Origin of the sequence: Aeromonas sp. ASNIH4 (assembly GCF_002934425.1) — a bacterium.
GTDB lineage: Bacteria > Pseudomonadota > Gammaproteobacteria > Enterobacterales > Aeromonadaceae > Aeromonas > Aeromonas hydrophila.
The window spans coordinates 4401999-4420584 of sequence record NZ_CP026217.1 but is presented as its reverse complement, the minus strand read 5'-3'; the positions used below and the strand labels follow the sequence as shown (position 1 = coordinate 4420584).

At 63.6% G+C, this 18586-nt stretch carries 18 protein-coding genes; 8 read left to right on the top strand and 10 right to left on the bottom strand.

The window, feature by feature from the left end; genetic code table 11:
- Nucleotides 1-50 precede the first annotated feature (50 nt).
- Both C2U40_RS20695 and C2U40_RS20690 read left to right on the top strand, forming a co-directional pair.
- Nucleotides 51-536, top strand: coding sequence for a GNAT family N-acetyltransferase (locus C2U40_RS20695; RefSeq protein ID WP_103827993.1), 486 nt, complete (start codon nt 51-53; stop codon nt 534-536).
- On the top strand, nt 533-1390 hold the full coding sequence (locus tag C2U40_RS20690; RefSeq protein ID WP_073352041.1) for an AraC family transcriptional regulator: 858 nt from the start codon (nt 533-535) through the stop codon (nt 1388-1390). Before C2U40_RS20695 ends, C2U40_RS20690 begins: the two co-directional genes overlap by 4 nt.
- 77 nt (nt 1391-1467) lie before the next feature.
- Here C2U40_RS20690 and C2U40_RS20685 read toward each other — a convergent pair whose 3' ends face one another.
- Nucleotides 1468-2367 carry a DMT family transporter gene (locus C2U40_RS20685; RefSeq protein ID WP_103827994.1) on the bottom strand — a complete coding sequence of 300 codons (900 nt, stop codon included), beginning with the start codon at nt 2365-2367 and terminating at the stop codon, nt 1468-1470.
- 147 nt (nt 2368-2514) lie between these two features.
- Complete coding sequence (locus C2U40_RS20680) at nt 2515-2955, bottom strand: DUF2214 family protein (RefSeq protein WP_011707672.1); 441 nt, start codon at nt 2953-2955, stop codon at nt 2515-2517.
- Between the two features lie 109 nt (nt 2956-3064).
- On the opposite strand from C2U40_RS20680, the gene C2U40_RS20675 reads away from it, so the two are divergent.
- Nucleotides 3065-4675 (top strand): sensor domain-containing diguanylate cyclase, encoded by a 1611-nt coding sequence (locus tag C2U40_RS20675; RefSeq protein WP_103827995.1) that lies wholly within the window; start codon nt 3065-3067, stop codon nt 4673-4675.
- A gap of 15 nt (nt 4676-4690) precedes the next feature.
- On the opposite strand, the gene C2U40_RS20670 is transcribed toward C2U40_RS20675, so the two are convergent.
- Genes C2U40_RS20670 through C2U40_RS20645 form a run of 6 tightly spaced genes read right to left on the bottom strand, consistent with a single transcriptional unit; the run spans nt 4691 to nt 9962 of the window.
- Nucleotides 4691-5350 carry an HAD family hydrolase gene (locus C2U40_RS20670; protein ID WP_103827996.1) on the bottom strand — a complete coding sequence of 220 codons (660 nt, stop codon included), beginning with the start codon at nt 5348-5350 and terminating at the stop codon, nt 4691-4693.
- 39 nt (nt 5351-5389) lie between these two features.
- Complete coding sequence (locus C2U40_RS20665; protein ID WP_103827997.1) at nt 5390-6397, bottom strand: ABC transporter ATP-binding protein; 1008 nt, start codon at nt 6395-6397, stop codon at nt 5390-5392.
- Nucleotides 6398-6403: 6 nt separating this feature from the next.
- Nucleotides 6404-7180, bottom strand: a complete 777-nt coding sequence (locus tag C2U40_RS20660; RefSeq protein WP_042065496.1) for an ABC transporter permease — start codon at nt 7178-7180, stop codon at nt 6404-6406.
- A complete protein-coding gene (locus tag C2U40_RS20655) occupies nt 7173-8072 on the bottom strand; it encodes an ABC transporter permease (protein ID WP_103827998.1) in 900 nt (299 codons plus the stop codon). Before C2U40_RS20655 ends, C2U40_RS20660 begins: the two co-directional genes overlap by 8 nt.
- Entirely contained in the window at nt 8072-8905 is an 834-nt protein-coding gene (locus C2U40_RS20650) for an alkaline phosphatase family protein (protein WP_103827999.1), read from the bottom strand. Before C2U40_RS20650 ends, C2U40_RS20655 begins: the two co-directional genes overlap by 1 nt.
- 10 nt (nt 8906-8915) lie before the next feature.
- Nucleotides 8916-9962, bottom strand: coding sequence for an ABC transporter substrate-binding protein (locus C2U40_RS20645; protein WP_017410788.1), 1047 nt, complete (start codon nt 9960-9962; stop codon nt 8916-8918).
- Between the two features lie 197 nt (nt 9963-10159).
- Between C2U40_RS20645 and C2U40_RS20640 the strand changes: the two genes are divergently transcribed.
- Entirely contained in the window at nt 10160-10972 is an 813-nt protein-coding gene (locus C2U40_RS20640) for a UTRA domain-containing protein (RefSeq protein ID WP_181014821.1), read from the top strand.
- Between the two features lie 187 nt (nt 10973-11159).
- Here C2U40_RS20640 and C2U40_RS20630 read toward each other — a convergent pair whose 3' ends face one another.
- Together C2U40_RS20630 and C2U40_RS20625 are read right to left on the bottom strand one after the other, a co-directional pair.
- Nucleotides 11160-11924, bottom strand: coding sequence for a helix-turn-helix domain-containing protein (locus C2U40_RS20630; RefSeq protein WP_011707663.1), 765 nt, complete (start codon nt 11922-11924; stop codon nt 11160-11162).
- A gap of 451 nt (nt 11925-12375) precedes the next feature.
- Nucleotides 12376-13290 (bottom strand): LysR family transcriptional regulator, encoded by a 915-nt coding sequence (locus C2U40_RS20625; protein WP_016352233.1) that lies wholly within the window; start codon nt 13288-13290, stop codon nt 12376-12378.
- A gap of 257 nt (nt 13291-13547) precedes the next feature.
- On the opposite strand from C2U40_RS20625, the gene C2U40_RS20620 reads away from it, so the two are divergent.
- The 4 genes from C2U40_RS20620 (at nt 13548) to recC (ending at nt 18584) form a co-directional block, all read left to right on the top strand.
- Entirely contained in the window at nt 13548-13880 is a 333-nt protein-coding gene (locus tag C2U40_RS20620; protein WP_011707661.1) for a hypothetical protein, read from the top strand.
- Nucleotides 13881-13910: 30 nt separating this feature from the next.
- Nucleotides 13911-14597, top strand: coding sequence for a pirin family protein (locus C2U40_RS20615; protein ID WP_016352232.1), 687 nt, complete (start codon nt 13911-13913; stop codon nt 14595-14597).
- Between the two features lie 40 nt (nt 14598-14637).
- Nucleotides 14638-15030, top strand: coding sequence for a DoxX family protein (locus C2U40_RS20610; RefSeq protein WP_016352231.1), 393 nt, complete (start codon nt 14638-14640; stop codon nt 15028-15030).
- 227 nt (nt 15031-15257) lie between these two features.
- Nucleotides 15258-18584, top strand: a complete 3327-nt coding sequence (gene recC / locus C2U40_RS20605) for an exodeoxyribonuclease V subunit gamma (protein WP_103828001.1) — start codon at nt 15258-15260, stop codon at nt 18582-18584.
- Nucleotides 18585-18586: the final 2 nt, after the last annotated feature.

Below are 18586 nucleotides of genomic sequence, written 5' to 3'. Positions count from 1 at the left end.
ACCGGACCCTTCTGATGCTGCATGATGAGGTTTTCGAGAAGGAGCCTCAGATGCAGATCACCATTCGTCACGCCGAACCGGCCGATGCCCCCGCCTTGCGGGATCTCTATGCCATGCCCAACGCCCAGGCGGGCACCCTGCAATTGCCCTATCCGACCCTGGGCGTCTGGCAGAAGCGGCTGGAGAGCGGCAGCGTGGTGGCGTTGGTGGCCGAGATCGATGGCCTGCTGGTGGGCCAGCTCTCGCTGCATATGGAGCCCAACCCCAGGCGCAAGCACGTGGCCTGTATCGGCATGGGGGTGCGGGATGACTGGGCCGGCAAGGGGGTGGGCTCCGCCTTGCTGGGGGCCGCGCTGGAGATGGCCGACAACTGGCTCAACCTGCAACGCGTCGAGCTCACCGTCTACACCGACAATCAGGGGGCACTGGCGCTCTATCGCAAGTTCGGTTTCGTCGAGGAGGGGCTGGCCCGTGGCTACGCCTTTCGTCAGGGGGAGTACGTGGATGCCCTCTACATGGCGAGGATCCGGCCATGATCGACTACCGCCGCCGGCTCATCCCGGTGCTGCGGGCGCTGGAGCAGGATCCGGATCTCTCCATCGAGGCGCTGGCGGAGCGGGCCTGTCTCTCCCTCTACCATTTTCATCGGGTGTTCACCGCCGTGGCGGGCGAGGCGCCGGGGGAGATGTGCCGGCGCTTGCGCATGCAGCGGGCCGCCTGGCAGCTCTGTTACACCGATGCCAGCATCACCGCCATCGCGCTGGGGGCGGGGCTAGGCAGCTCCCAGGCGTTTGCCAAGGCCTTTCGTCGCTACTATGGCTGCACACCGGGCGCGTTTCGCAGTGACAAGAGCAAGAATGGACACCTGGAGAGCAAGGATGGACACGCATGGGATGGCCCGTCCCCTTATGCTGAAGGCCACTCATCAGCAAGGAGCAACACCATGAAAACAGTCGAGATGGACGCCCGCACCCTGGCCTATGTGCGGGTCACCGGTCCCTATGGCGAGGGTTATGATGCCGTCTGCGGCCGCCTGCACCAGTGGGCCGCTGCGCGCGGGCTGGAGGGCGGGGAGTGGATCTTCATCTACCACGACAACCCGGAGGTGACGCCGCCGGCCCAGTGCCGCACCGACATCGGCATCACTGTGCCGCCCCAGACCCGGGGCGAGGGAGAGGTGGAGACCCAGCTCATCCCGGCCGGCCGTTATGCCCAGTCTCGTTACCTCATCACCGATCGCAACCAGTACGGACCGCGCTGGCAGGAGCATGTGGGTGACATAGTCGCGGCCGGGCTGGAGTTCGGCAGCGGCCCCTGCTTCGAGCTCTACCACAGCGTGAGCAATGATCCCCTGCGCGACGACGTGAGCTTCTGCTCCAGCGTGCGCTAGGCGTGCGGCCATAAAACGAGGCGCCCTGGGCGCCTCGTTTTGTTTGGGGTCACTGGCGTTCCGGCATGCCCGCTGTATCAGGGCTGGCTCGGCACCTTGTCCCGCCGGGATTTCCACCACCAGCGCAGGCGGATCTGGGAGATCAGCATGCCTGCCAGCATCAGGGCGCAGCCCACCATGGCACGCTCGTCGAGGGTTTCCCCCAGCAACAGCACGCCACCGATGGCGGCGAACACCGTCTCCAGGCTGAGGATGATGGCGGCATGGGCCGGATGGGCGCCGCGCTGCCCTACCACCTGCAGGGTGTAACCTACCCCGACCGACACCAGACCGGCATAGAGCAGGGCCTGCCAGCCGGCCACCGCGCCGCTCAGACTGGGGGTCTCGATGACCAGCGCCGTACCCAGGCTGAGCAGGCCGCACACCACGAACTGAACGCCGGCGAGGCGAATGGGGGCGACCCGGCTCGAGTAGTGATCCAGCACCAGCAGGTGTACGGCCCAGAACAGGGCGCCCACCACCTGCAGCAGGTCGCCGTAGCCGATGGTGAAATCCTCGGTGACGCTGAGGTAGTAGAGCCCCGCCATGGCGATGAGGGCGCCAACCCAGGTATTGGCCCCCGTCTTGTGGCGCAGGGCGAGCCCGATCACCGGCACCAGTATGATGTAGAGACCGGTGATGAAACCCGCCTTGGCTGCCGTGGTGTAGAGCAGCCCCACCTGTTGCAGCGAGGCAGCGCTGAACAGCACGGTACCGGCGATGAGGCCGCCGGTCAGCAGCAGACGCCGATCACCGTGCTGGGCCTTGGGTTGCCGGGACTTGAGCCACCACAGTAGCGGCAGCAGAGAGGCGGCCCCCAGCAGAAAGCGCAGGCCGTTGAAGGTGTAAGGCCCCATGTGGTCCATCCCGAGTCGCTGGGCCACGAAGCCCAGCCCCCAGATGGCGGCGGCCATCAATAACATCATGTTCGAACGCATAGATTCATCCCTGAAAGACGGACGGGCAGGGCCGTGCCGCAAAACTCCAGCCTCCAAGATAACCGTGCGCGGGGGATTTGTCTTTAGCTGTCGATGAGGTTGGCAGTGTGAGCGGTTATCCCACGGCCTTGCCGCAGCTCGTGCGGCTCAACCGTTGGCGATGCCGGCCAGCAGGGGGATGAGGGCGAGCAGCAGCAGGTTGCCGCGCAGGATCCAGATCACCCAGAACTGCTGCTGGATGGAGACCATGGGAGCGCGCCCCTGGCGCAGGGAGCGGCGCCAGCGGTAGAAGAGGCGGCTGGGGTAGCCAAAGCTGATGGCCATCACGCAGAACAGCAGCAGCTTGGTGCGGTAGCCCGGATTGGCGAGCAGCACGGAGGGCTCGTCTGGGTGGGCAAGCACCTGCAACACCCCGGTGATGAAGATGAGCAGCAGGGCCAGCGCCGCCAAGCCGTCGGCCAGCAGCAGCTTGCGCACCTGCTCGATGGACATGCCGCGACGGAACAGAAAATATTCGGAGGTGATCGCTCCGGTCAGGGTGATCACGGCGCAGTAGTGCAGCGCCATCAACAGATCCGGGTTCAGCATCCTTGTCGATTACCTCTCGTTGAGCAGATGGTCAGCTTCCCTTTGGACGCCATCTCGCGCTGCTGATATTCTGACACTACGCGTTGTCTGGCAATAGCAGGAGTCAGGATTGGATAAACGAGCGGTCTCCAAAAAAACCTGGTCCCTGGTTGCCCGGATGCGTCTGGGCCTGCTTCTGCTGTTCATCCCGGTATTGATGCTGGGGGGGATCTACTACCTGCACATGGAGCGCAGCCTGCAAAACGAGTTGCAGCAGCGCCTGCTCGCCACCAATCACCAGCTGCGCCACGTCTTCATCGAACCCTATCTGCACGAGATGGAGCGCCAGTTCACCCTCATCTACGACCAGGTACAGGTGGCGGACATCAGCGGCCCCCGTCTGCACAACACCGAGACCTATCTGAAGGAGTGGCAGCTCTACAAGGGGGTCATGGCCGATCTGGTCTACATCTACATCGGTACCGCCGAACGCCAGATGCTGATCTACCCCGCTTGGCAGGCGGATGCCAACTTCGATCCCAGGGTTCGCCCCTGGTATCAGCTGGCCAGCCAGCACGTGGGCAAGATGGTCTGGACCGAGCCCTATTACGACTATACCAACGGCAATCTGGTGATCGCCCTGGCGCGGGCCCTGACCGACAAGGAAGGCAAGGTGCGCGGGGTGTTTGCGATGGATGCCATACTGGCCCCCTTTTCCGCCCAGCTGAATCGCCAGCTGGGAGATGGCTACCAGATGGTCGTCAACCAGTCCGGCAAGGTGCTGGCACATCCTGACACCGCTCAACTGCTCAAACCCATGGCCCATCCCGAGTGGCTCTCCCGCTTCAGCCAGGAGGACGGCATCTTTCTGGACAAGGCCTCCAGCCAGTTCGTGGCCTACAGCAAGCTGCCCGAGCGCAACTGGGTGCTGATCAGCGTGCAGCCGGCGGCCAGCGTGATGGCGGTGGTGGGGCGGGTCTCCCTCAACGTGCAGCTGATGGTGGCGCTGGCCTGCGTGCTCTACGTGCTGCTGGCGCTGGTCTGGTCCCGCTATTTTCGGCGCATGCTCGACGAGATCTCCAGCATGATCCGGGCGAGCCGGATGCAGCCCGATGAGGTGCCGCAGGGGGGGATGCGTGAGCTCAGGCACGTCTATGCCGAGCTGGCGGAGGTGAGCAAGGATTATCACGAGGCGCGCCAGCAGGCCAACCTCGACAAGCTGACCGGCCTCTACAACCGCCGTTTCTTCGACGAACGCGTCAATCGTCTGCTGTTCGAGCATCAGCCGTTCTGCCTGGCCATGGTGGATCTGGACGATTTCAAACGGGTCAACGACACCTTCGGTCATCAGACCGGGGACGTGGTGCTCAAGCGGGTGTCCAAGCTGGGCATGCGACTGCTGGGGGATCACGGCTGGGTCTGCCGCTACGGCGGCGAGGAGCTGGTGGTGCTGCTGGTCAACCCGGACATCCACTTCTGCCAGATGCTGCTGGAGCAGTTCCGCAAGGGGGTGGAGTCACTGGACTGGCGCGAGCCCGAGCTCAGGATCACCTTCAGCGGCGGGCTGGTGGCCAGTCAGGCGGGGATGGATGGCAAGACGCTGCTGGAGATCGCCGATGCCGAGGTGTACCGCGCCAAACGCGACGGCAAGAACCGCATCTATCTGGGCAAGCCGGAGGCGAAGAGACAGGAGGATGCACCCCCTGCCGACGATGCACTGCTGAGCAAGGAAGAGGCCTGAGGGCCTCTTCTTCATTCAGGAGGCCAGCTGCCAGTCGAGGGTGGGCCAGGCCTGCTCGATGGCGATCTGGCGCAGACCGGGCGCCGGGTTGACTGCGTGGGGGTGGGCCACCGCCTGCAGCAGCGGCAGGTCGTTGTGGGAGTCGCTGTAGCCGTGGCTCTCTCGCCAGGGGTTGGCGCTGGCGGCAAACAGCTGGTTGATGCGGGCCACCTTGCCCTCGCGAAAGCTGAGGGTGCCGCGGGTCTGGCCGGTCAGCATGCCAGCCTCCTCGTCGAGCAGGATGGCCACGCAGTGATCCATCCCCAGCATCTGCGCCATGGGGGCCACCAGATGCTCGCCGGAGGCGGAGATGAGCACCAGCTCGTCGCCGCGCTGGCGGTGCCACTCGATGCGTGCCAACCCCTCCGGGTAGATACGATCGCGCAGTACCTGCTCGGCAAAACGGGTACAGAGCGAGTCGAGCCACTGGCGTGTCTTGCCTGCCAGCGGTTGCAGGGTGAAGGCCATGTACTGGTGCATGTCCATCTTGCCCTGATGGTAGAGGGACATCATCGCCTGCTCCTCGGCGATCATGCTGGCCGGAGCCAGCTCCTCGGCCACCATGTACGCCAGCCAGAGGCTGGCGGAATCCCCGGCAATCAGGGTCTCGTCCAGATCAAACAGTGCCAGTGCCATGGGCGCTCCTTGCAGTAAAAATGGAAATGAAATGCGGTGTCATGCTACCTCACAGAGCTGATCCCGGGCCACCACCAGGGTCACGGTGGTGCCCACCGGCAGCAGCTCGCCGGCGGAGCGGTTGAGGCAGTCCACCGTCAGCAGGCCCGCCGCGCAGCTCACCTGATAGCGGATGACGTTGCCGAGCAGCTGCTGCTCGCTGATGACCCCAGGCAGGTGAGGTTCATCGCTGCGGGCACCGGCCGGCAGCAGGGTGAGGGACTCCGGTCGCAGCGCCAGCTTGCCCTGAAAACGGGGGCCGAACAGGGAGCTGGCCTGCTCGCCATCGAGCAGGTTGTAGTTGCCGATAAAGCTCGCCACGAACTCGCTGGCGGGGCAGGTGTAGATCTCCTCCGGCGTCCCGCTCTGGACGATGGATCCCTTGTTCATCAGGAAGATCCGGTCCGACATGGTCAGTGCCTCCTCCTGATCGTGGGTGACGAAGATGGTGGTGAGTTCGAGGCGCTGCTGGATCTCGCGGATCTGCTGGCGCAGGCTGCGGCGGATACGGGCATCCAGCGCCGAGAGTGGCTCGTCCAGCAGCAGGATCCGCGGCTGCACTACCAAAGCCCGGGCCAGCGCGACCCGCTGACGCTGGCCGCCGGAGAGCTCGGCCGGGTAGCGGCGCTCGAAGCCGGTCAGCTCCACCAGCTCAAGCGCCTCCTGCACGCTGGCGGCCAGATCCCGTCCCGGCTGGGGCTTCATCTTGAGGCCGAAGGCAACGTTGTCCCACACCGTCATGTTGGGGAAGAGCGCGTAGCTCTGGAACACCATGCCGATGCCCCGCTTCTGGGGCTCCTGCCAGGTGATGTCCTCACCGGCCACCCGCACCTGACCGCCATCCACCGGGGTGAGCCCGGCCAGCGCCCGCAGCAGGGTGGATTTGCCGCAGCCGGAGGGGCCGAGCAGGGTCACCAGCTCCCCCTTGCGGATGCCGAATTCAATCCCCTCGAACACTCTGGTGTCGCCGTAGGATTTGTGCAGTTGATTCACTTCTAGATGGAACATGTTGATTCACCGATGAAATCTGTTCGCCGCCCAGGTGAGCAGCAGGGTCAGCAGGAAGTAACTCATCACCAGCGCGCTGGTGAAGTGGCCCGAGGTCGCCCGCATGTTGTAGAGGTAGACCTGCAGGGTTTCGTAACGGGTGCCCACCAGCATGTTGGCAAACACGAACTCGCCGAGCAGGAAGGAGAGCGAGAGAAACAGCGCCGCCAGCAGCCCCTTGCGCAGGCAGGGGATCACCACCAGCAGGAAGGCGCGGGCGCTGCTCGCCCCCAGCAGATGGGCGGCATCCATCAGATCTTTCAGTGGCACCCCCTGCAAACTGTTGGCCAGCGCCCGGTACATGAAGGGGAGCACCACGGTGAACCAGGTGCCGATCAGGATCCACGGCGTGCCGATGATGGGCAGGACGCCATCGGCGTAGATCTGCAGCAGCCCGACCGAGGAGACCACTGGCGGCACCGCGAAGGGGAGCAGGATCAGCAGGTTCATCCAGGGATCCAGCCTGGGGAAGTAGTAGGCCACCACCAGCACGGTGGGCACCAGCACCAGGGTCCCCAGCAGCAGGGTAGCGAAGCAGACCAGGAGGCTGCGGCCAAACGCCGCCAGAAAGCGCGGGTCGCCCCACAGCTTGAGATACCAGTCGAGGGTGAAACCGTCCGGCAGCAGGGTCGCGCCCCAGCGGGTGGAGATGGAGTAGAGAAAGGTGGCCAGCAGCGGCAGCAGCAGGGTGGCGACCAGCGCCCCCAGCACCCAGCGCGGCCAGCTCGGTTGCAGATCACGCATGGGATTGCCCCTTGTTCACATAGCTCTTTTTCAACAGCCACTGGTTGGCGGCCGTCACCACCCCCAGCAGCACCATCAGGATCACCGCCAGCGCCGCCGCCATGTTGGGCTCGAGGAAGATGTCGCCGGAGACCAGACTGGCCACCCGGATGGTCACCAGATTGAAGTTGCCGGTGGTGAGGGCGTAGGCGGAGGCATAGGCCCCCACCGCGTTGGCAAACAGGATGATCAGGGTGCCGAGCAGGGCGGGGGTGAGCACCGGCAGCGCCACGTGCCACACATACTGCCCCTTGCTCGCCCCGAGCAGCGCGGCGGCCTGCGGCCACTCATCCTGCAGCGCATCGAAGGCCGGGTAGAGCAGCAGCAGGGCGAGCGGGATCTGGAAGTAGGTGTAGATGAGGATGAGGCCGCTGCCCGAGTAAAGGTTGAAGCCGTCGATGAGGCCCCAGGATTTCAGCAGCAGGGTCACCGCGCCGTTGATGCCAAGAATGATGATGAAGGCGAACGCCAGCGGCACGCCGCTGAAGTTGCCGGTCATGGTGACGAAGGCCAGCAGCACCCGCTTGACCCGCTCGCCGCTGTGGCGCAGCGCGGCGGCCCCGAGCGTGCCGATGGCAAGCCCCGCCAGACTGGCGATACCGGCGATGCGCAGCGAGTTGCCGAACGATTGCAGGTAGAAGGGGGAGCTCAGGATCTCCCGGTAGTAGGCGAGGCCCCAGCCATCGGGGGTCTGAAAACTGCACACCAGTACCCACCCCATGGGGGCGAGCTGGAACAGGATCATCAAGAGGATAAACGGCAGCAGCACCAGCGCGGGCAGCCAGTGGCGGCGCAGCCGGCGTCGGATGATGGCGGGTTGAGCCGCCAGGATCTCGGTGGTGGCAGGCATCATCAGTGCACCTCCGGCTGGTTGCCGGCCTTGAGCAGCGGCGGGCCGCTCGGCTTGTCGTGGGGCACCCCCAGCAGATCGGCCATCAGGGCGCAGAGCTGAGTCTGCTGCATGGCGGGGCCGGCGGGCCACTGGGCCACAAACGCATCGCCAAACAGCCAGAGCGGTACTCGGCGCTCCTCGGCCAGGGTGCCGCCGTGGCTCAAGTCGTTGTTCATGCCGTGATCCGAGGTGATCACCACCTGATACCCCTCCGCCAGCCACTGGGGCAGCAGGTCGGCCAGCAGGCTGTCCATCCGGCGTGCCTGATTGCGGTACTGGCGGGAATCGAGGCCAAACTGGTGGCCCGCGTCATCCACCCCCATCGGGTGGATCAGCAGAAAATCGGGGTCGTACTGGCTGCGCAGCCACTCGCCGTCCATCAGCAGATGGCTGTCGGGGTAGCCGTCATCCCAGTAGAAGCAGCCGTGCTGGATCGGCAGCCGCTCGTCATGGGTGAAGCGATCGCGGGCCGCTTGCCAGGGGCTCTGGTTGTAGAGCTCGCTCACCCAGTGGTAGGCCGCCGCCGCGGTGCGTTTACCACCCGCCCGGGCCAGATGGAAGATGGACTCCTGCCGGCTGAGACGGCTCACCCCGTTGTGGGTGATGCCGCTCTCCACTGGCGTCGCCCCGGTCAGGATGCACTCGTAGAGTGGCCGGGAGAGGGAGGGCAGGGCGCAGCTCAGGGTTGCCTGCAACCCCTGGCCCGCCTCCACCATGCCCGCGAGGTAGCCCATGCAATGGGCTACCTCGGCAGAGAGGCCATCCACAAGTACCACTATCACCTTGTGTTGCACTGGCCGCTCCTTATTGCATGTTGATCATGACGGTTTCCTGCCACTGGCGCGGCAGGGCCTTGGAGCTCTGCTCCCAGGCGGCGTGATCCTGTACCGGCTTGGCATTGGCGTACTGCTCGGCCGGCAGCAGCTTGGCCTTGACGTCGTCCGGCAGGGTCACGTTGCTGCGAATGGGGCGGGCATAGCCGCGCGCCAGGTTGATCTGGCCGGCGTCGGAGAGGATGTATTCCCGCGCCAGTTTGGCGGCGTTGGGGTTCTTGGCCCACTTGTTGATGATGGTGGTGTAGCCGGCGATGACGGAGCCGTCGCTCGGGATCACCACCTCAAACTTTTTGGGGTCGATCTGGTCGCGGTAGTTGAGGGCGTTGAAGTCCCACAGCACCCCCACTTCCACCTCGCCCTTCTCGATGTTGGCTATGGTCGGGTCATTGAGCGACAGACGGCCCTGCTTGGCCAGCTGGCCGAACAGCTCCAGCGCGGGTTTCAGGTTTTTCTCGCTGCCACCGGTGGCATAGGCCGCCGCCAGCACGCCGTTGTTGGCCTGGGAGGCAACACCGACGTCACCCAGGGTCACCTTGTAGTCGCCGCCCAGCAGAGACTGCCAGCTGGTGGGGGCGGCCTTGACCAGATCCTTGTTGATCAGGAAGGCGATGGTGCCGGTATAGGCCAGCATCCAGTGACCGTCGGCATCCTTGGCCCAGTTGGGAATGTCGGCCCAGGTGGAGGGTTTGTAGGGCTGGGTGACCCCCTGCTTGACCGCGACCGGGCCGAAGGCGCCGCCCACGTCGCCGATGTCGGCGGTGGCATTGGCCTTCTCGGCGGCGAACTTGGCGATCTCCTGCGCCGAGCTCATGTCGGTATCCTGATGCTTGATGCCGTAGATGCTGCCGAGCTGCTGCCAGGTATCCTTCCAGTTGGCCCAGCTGTCGGGCATGCCGATGCTGCTGAGCTGGCCTTCGCCGCGAGCGGCCTTCTCGAGATCCGCGATATTTTCGGCAGCAAACAGTGGCTGACTGATGGCCACCAGGGCCAGTGCACTTGCGATCACGCTTTTCATCATCCCATCCCTCTGGACTAGGTCAGTTAAGGTTCGAGAGGGATGCTAGAGGGGAAATATGACGGTGGCGGGGCGCTTTGATGGCAGTTTGATGACAATCGCCCTGTCATGGCGCTGTCATCCACAGCGGTTACAACTCTGAACCCAAGTGAAGCTGGACTACTCCAGCAAGGGCTAAGCCAGCCGCCGCAGTCAGGATGAGCGACAGGGACATGAGCGTGATTGAATCGAGATTGAGCGAGCGGGTCGCGGCCGATGGCCGCGCCTCCAAGTGTGAACAGATTTGCCAGACCCTGCGCCGCTATATCGGCAGCGGCCAGCTGGGGGCGGGGCAGCAGTTGCCCGCCGAGCGGGCGCTGAGCGAGCGCTTCGCTACCACCCGCATCACCATCAAGGAGGCGCTCTCGAGCCTCGAAGCAGACGGCCTTATCTACCGGGCCGAACGGCGCGGCTGGTTCGTGGCGCCGCCTCGCCTCACCTACGATCCTGCCATCCACACCCACTTTCACCAGTGGATCGGCGAGCAGCAGCGCACCGCCGAAACCCGGGTGCTGGCCCACGGCAGCGAGCTGGCCAGCAGCGAGCTCTGCCGCTGGATGGGGCTGGATCCTTTTACCCCGCTGTATGAAATCCGCCGTCTGCGTCTCATCGACGGTCGTCCGGTGCTCCACGTCAGTCACCATCTGCTGGCCAGCCGCTTTCCCGATATCGCCAGCGCGCCGCTGGCCAGCTCCCTCACCGAGCTCTATCAGCAGCGCTATGGTATAGGCCAGGGTGGGGCCAGCCTCGAGATCACTCCCTCGGCGGCGCGCGGCGCCATCGCCCGCGCCCTCAATCTGGCGGAGGGGAGCGCCGTGCTGCGGCTGGTGCGGGTCAACTACGACGAGCGAGGTGCGCTGGTGGATTGCGACATTGAGCACTGGCGACCGGATGCGATCCGTATCTGCCTCGATACGCGAGCATTGCAGTCCCTCGCAGGCAAGCTGCAGCAAACCCGGCTCGCCGACTAGGGGATATCCAGAGCACTGGCGGGTACAGTGGCCATCCGTATCTGTCTCGATACGCGAGCATTGCTGCCGCCTGCATTCGACAGGCCGGCGCAGATCCAGCTCGCGGATCAGGGGTGATCCAGCGCGCTCTGACGGGCCATGCCTGCGTGGAAAGGAGGGAAGGCGGATCCCGCAGGATCCGCCGGGATCAGTTGTCGATATTGGGGATCAGGTCGTCGAAGCTCTGGTAGCCGCAGTCGGCCAGCTGCAGCGACATGGTGTAGGTCTTGCTGCCCTCGCGCTGGCCGATAGCGGGGCGGTTGAGCTTGAGCTCCTGGTGCCAGTACTCCTTCATCCGCTCGATTAGCGCCATCGCCTCGCTCTCGTCCAGATGGAGCTGGCACAGCGCCATGTAGTTGTTGGACTTGTGCATGTTCTCCACCAGATAGTCCCCCAGCACGGACATGGCCTGGCGCGCCTGCTGACGGGCGAAACGGCTGTGCTGCTCGAAGCTGATCCGTTCGCTGATGAGGAAGTGGTAGCTGTTGTCGATACCGAGCTGCAGGATGCCGAGCTTCTCCAGCTTGCGCAGATAGAGGTAGCAGGAGGCATCGGTCAGGCCGTACTCCCGCTTGAGATCGATTAACGTCTTGTCGCGCCAGAAGATGTTGGCGAGAAAGGCGTAGAGGCCGGGCTCCTTGTGGAATGCCTCGTCCTGCTCCTGGGTGAAGACGGCACGGCGGCTCTGAGCATCCTGAGTGCGGTCCAGCAGCTCCTCGAACGACAGCCCCACCAGGTGGCAGATCTCCAGCAGGGTATCGAACGGCAGAGAGGGTTTGTTCATCATCCGTTTGACGGTGGCGATGGAGACGCCCATGGCTTCTGCCAGGGTCTGATAGCGGATCCCCTTGTCAGTCAGGGTCTTCTTCAGGGTGTCGAGAATATTGTTGGCCAGGGTCTGGCTGTAGGTCATGCAACTATTCCTTTATCTGCATCTTTATGTTGTGTCAGAAACTGAGTTCTTTTGTCGTTATGGGCTCAGATACTGACACTTAAAAAAACCAGAGGAAACAAACCCGGCGTAATCGATGGAAATGGCCAGACCAGTCTGAGTGGAAGGTTGCAGATAGTGATACTCTGCGGTGCATATCCTTCAACCATTCAACATTTTGCTGGTGGCGCATAAAACATCGCGCATAATTCAACACGAATCGGATTCAAGACCTTCCTGGTTGAGAAATCGATTGTTTGCTTCCAATTTAAGGGTTTTTTAAACCGCAAGGTTTTTATTCTTTCCTGGCATTGAGCGGAACTCGCAAGAGGGCCGCTTTTTTCTTTTCTCCGAATTTGCGCCCGCCGTCAAGCGGCGGGGCACCGGCAGTCCACTGTCGCTGCTTGCCCCCTCCTTTCTGTTACCGCCCGTCTTACTCTCCCTTGCAGGGAAACAGCTTGGGGATCTCCCGAATAAGCCAGCTTTTGGCCTTGCCCATGGTGTCGCGCCGCCAGGCCAGCACGACCTGGATCTGGTGGCGATACTCGGGGCTGATCACCTTGAGCCGTCCGGCCCGGATGTCCTCTTCAATCCAGCTCAGCGGCATGGTGCCGACACCTATCCCCGCCAGCAGGGCGTCGCGCTTCTCGCCCATGGTGCTGACGGTCAGGCGCGGCTGCTTGTCGAGTAGGCGATAGGTGAGCACCGGTTTGCGCAGCGCCGTATCGGCCACCGCGATGGCCCGATAGCGGCGCAGGGTATCGTCCGCCAGGGGCTCCGGCTCCTGATGCAGGGGATGATCCGGGTGGGCGACGTAGAGCATCACCTCCTCCTGCAGCGGCTGGTGCTTGATACCGGTCATCATGATGTCGGGATTGAGGGAGGAGATGAGCAGGTCGGCCCGGCCATCCTCCAGGCACTCCCAGCTGCCCGCCAGCACCTCGGCGCGAAACCTCAGCCGGGTATCGGTCAGCTCGGCCAGCCGCTCCACCAGCGGGTAGAGCGCCTGCAGCGGCACCAGGGCATCGACGGCGATGGTGATGTCGGTCTCCCAGCCGCGGGCCAGCGCCCGGGTCTCGCCCACCAGGTGCTCTGCCGCTTCCAGCAGTACCCGGCCCCGCTCCAGCAGCATGCGGCCAGCCGGGGTGAACTTGGTTCTGTGGCCGCTGCGGTCGAACAGCATGGCGTCCAGCTCGTCCTCCAGCTTCTGCACCGTGTAGCTCAGTGCCGAGGGCACCTTGCCCAGTTCGTCGGCCGCCGCCGCGAAGCTGCCACGGCGGTCGATGGCATCCAGCACCCGGATGGCTTCCAGGGTCAGCGCCCGTTCCTTGTTCAGTTCCTTGGCCATAAATTGCCTTCAATTTTTTTGAACATGTTTGCCAGTTTATCTCGCTAACAAGTTAGGCCAAGTGTCTTTAATATTCAATCAACGCTTAGGCAGGAACGCCAAGCAGCCAAATAAACGGGTAGTTCCAGACTGTGACTCCATCAATCAGGGAGTCTGACTTCGGTGAAAGAACAACACACTATTTGAATGACCTCTTGCATGGATGCATTGATTCTGGCCACAGCGGCCTTGGCAATGACATAAAACCAAGAGAGTGAATGAACATGAAAAACGTAATCAAGATGCTGGCCGTTGCAGGCCTGATGACCGCAGGTTTTGCTCAGGCTTCCGTCCCGGCTGACCTCAACGCCGCCCCGGGTGTGCTGTTTGTGAACTGGCACGCGACCGCCGCGGTGGAAGGCAAGGGCAACCCCATGCTGGAAGTGCGTGACGAGTCTGGCGATCTGGTTGCCTCCGTCCATGCCAACCTGATGGGCAGCCAGCAGGTACAGATCCCGAGCCGCACCCAGGGCAACCTGACCGTGAGCCTGGGTGAGCAGAGCAGCGACTACCGCATTCCGTTCGGCATCGGTAGCGGCAAGCAGCGTTAATCAACCGTATCGGTACGTGAGGAGCACACCATGATGAAATTGAGAGCCGCAGAAGCGCGCGGCAAGGCCAACTTCGGCTGGCTGGATGCGCGCCACAGCTTTTCCTTCGGGCACTACTACGACCCGGACTGGATGGGGCATTCAGTGCTGCGGGTCATCAATCAGGATCTGGTGGCGCCGGGTGGCGGTTTCGCGACCCACCCTCACGCCAACATGGAAATCCTGACCTGCGTGCTGCAAGGCACCATAGAGCACAAGGACAGCCTCGGCCATGCCGAGCAGATCCCGGCGGGGGATTTCCAGCTGATGAGCGCGGGGTCCGGCATCCGGCACAGCGAGTACAACCCCTCGCAGACCGAGCCGCTCTCCCTGCTGCAAATCTGGATCGAGCCGAACGAACACGGCACGACACCCGGCTATCAGCAGAAGAAGATTGAAGCCAATCCGGGCATGACGCTGGTGGCGTCGCCGGACGGCGAAGCAGGATCCTTCAGGATCCGCCAGCAGGCCCGCGTCTGGCGGCTGCAGCTTGAACCGGGTGAGAGCCTCACCTGGGAGCTGGCCGGCCGACACGGCTACCTGCAGATGATTTCAGGGGAGCTGACTGCCAACGGTCTGGCTGCCCGACCCGGCGACGGGGTTCTCAGTCGTGATGAGCCCAAATGGGATCTGGTGGCCGCGAGTGCCAGCCAAGCCCTGTTATTTGACCTACCCTGAAGCAGTCAGCGGTGATGTGACGCAAAACGAGGATATTGAAATGGACAAGATGAAAGATTTGGCACTGCTGGTGGGTCGCGTTCTGCTGGCTCTGATGTTTGTGATTGCGGGCTGGGGCAAGATCGGCGGTTACGCCGGTACCCAGGGGTATATGGAAGCCATGGGCGTGCCCGGTTTCATCCTGCCGCTGGTGATCCTGCTGGAGCTGGGCGGTGGCCTCGCCATCATGCTGGGCCTGTTTACCCGCAGCCTCTCGGTGCTGATGGCCGGTTTCACCCTGATGGCCGCCTTTATTTTCCACTATCAGCCTGCCGACCAGATGCAGATGCTGATGTTCATGAAGAACGTCTCCGTGGCCGGTGGTTTCCTGGCCCTGGCGGCGGCCGGTGCAGGGGCCTTCAGCCTGGATGCCCGCTTCGGCAAGAACTGGTAATACCCGGATAGCGAGAGTTTTCCAACGCCTTTTGGCCGGTGCAATTGCACCGGCTTTTTTATGCCTGTCACATTTGCCTGCGGCAGATGACGGCGACGTGATCGGCGACAACAAGCGCCTTTTGCATCTTCTCCCCCGATCCTCGACAATCCCGATACCTGTGAAGTGACGGGGATCCTTGAGGTTTTCCCGCGCTGACCCCTCTTTTGCTCTGGCGGGAATTGCCCATGTTTACCCTCTACCACTCCAATCAGCTGGATCTGCTCAAAGAGCTGCTGGTGAGCCGCATCCGGCAGGCCCCCCTTTCTCACCCCTTCGAGCGCGAGCAAATTCTGGTGCAGAGCCCAGGCATGGCCCAGTGGCTCAAACTGGAGCTGGCCAAGGCCTTCGGCATTGCTGCCAATATCGACTTTCCGCTGCCCGCCAGCTTTATCTGGGAGATGTTCACCCAGGTGCTGGCGGACGTGCCGCGCCAGAGCCCCTACAACAAGGGCTCCATGAGCTGGCAGCTGATGACCATTCTGCCCGCCCTGCTCGATCGTCCGGCCTTTGCGCCGCTGGCCGCCTATCTGGGCGGGGAGGACGCGGATCCTGCCAAGGATCCCGAGCAGGTGCGGCTGTGGCAGCTCTGCCAGAAGGTGGCGGATCTGTTTGACCAGTATCTGGTCTACCGGCCGGACTGGATCGCCCGCTGGGAACAGGGGGAGGGGTTGAGCCAGGAGCTGGCCGGAGTGAGCGGTCAGGATTGGCAGCCGGAGCTGTGGCGCGAGCTGGTGGCCCGCACGTTGGCGCTCTCTCCAAGCGGCTACCACCGTGCCAACCTCTACGAGGAGTTCATCCACGAGCTGCAGCGTACCGCCACGCTGCCGGGCGAGCTGCCGCAGCGGGTCTTCGTGTTTGGCATCTCGGCACTGCCGCCGCGCTATGTGGAGGCGCTGCTGGCCCTAAGTGAACGCGTAGATGTGCACCTTTTTCTCTCTAACCCCTGTCGCCATTACTGGGGTGATATTCGTGACAGAAAGACGATGGCAAAGCTCGAGAATCGCCTCAAGCCGGGGATCACACCAGAAACTTACGATGACACCAGCATCAACCCACTTCTTGCATCGATGGGCAAGCTAGGTCGTGACTATGTTCACCAATTAATAGATCTGCCTTGTTTTGAGGTCGATGTCTTTTCTGATCTCACAGAAAACAGCCTACTGCGTTGTATCCAGGGAGATGTGCTGGACCTGCGTAACAGAGGTGCAGGGTCATTCGATCTCGACGCCAGCCACCACAAGAGCCCGCTTGATCCGACCGATGGATCCCTGCAGATCCACGCCTGCCACGGCCCGATGCGTGAACTCGAGGTGCTGCACGACCGGCTGCTGGCGCTGTTCGAGCAGGACACCTCCCTCACCCCGAAAGACGTGGTGGTGATGATGCCGGACGTGAACAGCTACGGCCCCTACATTCAGGCGGTGTTTGGCGCGCGTGGCCAGATCCCCTTCGCGGTATCGGATCGGGCGGCCAGTCAGGAGAGCCCGCTGCTGCAGAGCTTCCTCGCCCTGCTCAGGCTGCCCAACGCCCGCTTCGGGGCGGGCGAGCTGCTCGCCATTCTCGAGGTGCCCGCCGTGCTGCGCCGCTTCGAGCTGGATGACGAGGAGTTCAACCAGCTGCGGGTCTGGGTGCAGGAGACCGGCATCCGCTGGGGGCTGGATGACGGCTACCCCGAGCGCTTCGATCTGCCGCGCCTCTCTGGCAACAGCTGGCTGTTCGGCCTGCGCCGCATGCTGCTCGGTTTTGCCATGGGCGACGGTGAGCCGGTGGCGGGCATCTTGCCTTACGCCGATATCGAAGGTCAGCAGGGGTTGGCGCTCGGCAAGCTCGCCTGGTTCGTCGACTCGCTGGCCGAATTCTTGCCCCGGCTGCAACAGGCGCAGCCGCTGGGGGAGTGGGTCGCCTGCCTAAACGCGCTGCTGGAGCGCTTCTATCTGGCCGACGAGGATGAAGAGCGCCAGCTGCAACTGATCCGCAGCCAGCTGGCCGACTGGCTTGCCCAGCTTGGCGAGGCTCGCTTCGAGCAGCCCATCAGTGCGGACCTGTTGCAGGATTACCTTGGCAGCGTGCTGGGGGAGTCCCGCTCCAGCCAGCGCTTCCTCGCCGGTCAGGTCAACTTCTGCACCCTGATGCCGATGCGCTCCATCCCCTTCAAGCAGGTCTGCCTGCTCGGCATGAACGACGGCGTCTACCCGCGCACCCTGCCACCCATGGGGTTCGATCTGATGGCGGTGGCGTCGCGGCGCGGGGATCGCTCCCGTCGTGATGACGACCGCTACCTGTTTCTCGAGGCGCTACTGAGTGCCCAGCAGGGGCTCTACATCAGCTATCAGGGCTTCAGCGCGCAGGACAACAGCGACAAGGTGCCCTCGGTGCTGCTGGCCGAACTCATCGACTATGTGCGGCAGGGTTTCGTGCTGGTGGGGGATGAGAAGCTCGATGACGAGAGCTCCGGCAAGCGGCTGCTGGCGCACCTGATCACCCAGCATCCGCTCACCCCCTACAGCCACGCCTACTTCTATCCGGCTGCAGGCTCCGGCCTCTTTACCTATGCCGCCGACTGGTTGCCGGCCCTCCATCCGCAGCGCGGCGCGGCCAATTTCCAGAGCGGCGAGCTGCCGCTCCCTCCCGAATGGGGCAAGGAGCAGGGACTGGAGCTGGCGGAGCTGCTGCGCTTCTATCGCCAGCCAGCCCGCTACTTCCTCAACCGCCGCCTCAAGGTGTGGTTTGAGCTGAACGAAGCCAACATCGAGGAGAGCGAGCCGTTCGAGCTGGACGGCCTGCAACATTATCAGCTGAAAGACCTGCTGCTTGATGCTCACCTGGCACAGGGGGACAGTGCCGTGCGGCGCGAGCGGCTGCAGCTCACCGGCCTGCTGCCGCAAGGGTGGTTCGGCAGCCTGCTGCTGGAGGATCTGGATGCCGAGATGGGCAAGCTGGCGGAGCGGCTGCGGCCCTGGGTGGCAGCCAATGAGGCGGAGAAACAGGCGGTGGAGGTCGATATCGCGCTGGCCCAGGGTCAGCTGCAAGGGTGGATCGACACCCAGAAGGGACGCTTGCTGGTGGTCAAACCCGGCAGCTTCAACGGCAAGGATCTGTTGCTGGGCTGGATCCAGCACCTCTGCCTCTCCTTAAGCGACGCCCCCGGCGACACCCTGCTGTTTGACGCCAAGCAGAGTCTGCGGCTGGCCAGGCTCCCGGCTGACGAGGCGCGGCCCAAATTGGCGGCGCTGGTGGCGCTCTGGATGCAGGGGATGAAGCGGCCGCTGCCCTTCTTCCCGAGCACCGCCTGGGACTGGCTCAAGGCGATCGAGAAGGATCCGGAGAAGCCGGAGGCGGCCGACAAGGCGGCTCTCACCCGCTTCAACGGCGGCTACATGGCCAAGGGGGAGGGGGAAGACGCTTATGTCGCCCGCTGTTTCCCGGAACTCGACGAGGCCGTGCTGGCCCAGTTGCAGGCGCTGGCCCGTGAACACCTGACCCCGCTGCTGACCACCATGGAGATGATGTAATC